This window comes from Ruegeria sp. G5 (assembly GCF_056533365.1).
In genome coordinates this window covers 1-541 of record NZ_JBQFOK010000023.1, presented here as the reverse complement: position 1 = coordinate 541, position 541 = coordinate 1, and the positions used below count along the sequence as shown (strand labels likewise).

Annotated in this window: 1 protein-coding gene; it reads right to left on the bottom strand. The window is 55.1% G+C overall.

All coding sequences use genetic code 11. The features are described 5' to 3' along the window. Positions 1 to 14: 14 nt before the first annotated feature. The coding region (locus tag ACR0BD_RS19710; RefSeq protein ID WP_480832982.1) for an IS6 family transposase at positions 15 to 541 on the bottom strand (527 nt) is incomplete at its 5' end.

The following is a 541-nucleotide window of genomic DNA, read 5'->3' as shown; positions in this document are numbered from 1 at the left end:
CGGAAACTGCGAACCTATCCGGAACAAAGTTGACGCCACTCGGCAAGAGCGGCGGTGCGTGTCAGCTTGAAAGTGTCCCGGCTGGTGAGCGATCTTTCCTGGTTGAAGTGGTTGTAGACGGAGGAATGGACGGCGGCGATTTTCTGTAAACTTCGCATGCGCCTGAAACGCTGCATCGCGCGTTCTCTTCGTCGGAAAGGCAGGTGCGAGTTCTCGACGCAGTTATTGAGCCACCTGCCCGTCTGTTGTTTTTCGAGCACGCCCATTTCTCTGAGCGCGGCTCTGTATGAAGCGAAGCGATCCGTGACGACGTCTTCCGCTTTTCCGTGCCGCTTCATCAATTTCCTGAGGAATTTCAGTGCAGCCTGCTTGTTTCGGCGTTTGGTGACAACGGCTTCCAGCACCTCGCCTTCGTGATCAACAGCACGCCACAGATAGTGCCGCTTACCGTTCACCTTCACGAAAACCTCGTCAACGTGCCACTTCCATTTAGAGAACGCGCGCAGCTTCTGAACACGCTTTCGTCTGATCTCAGCAGCAA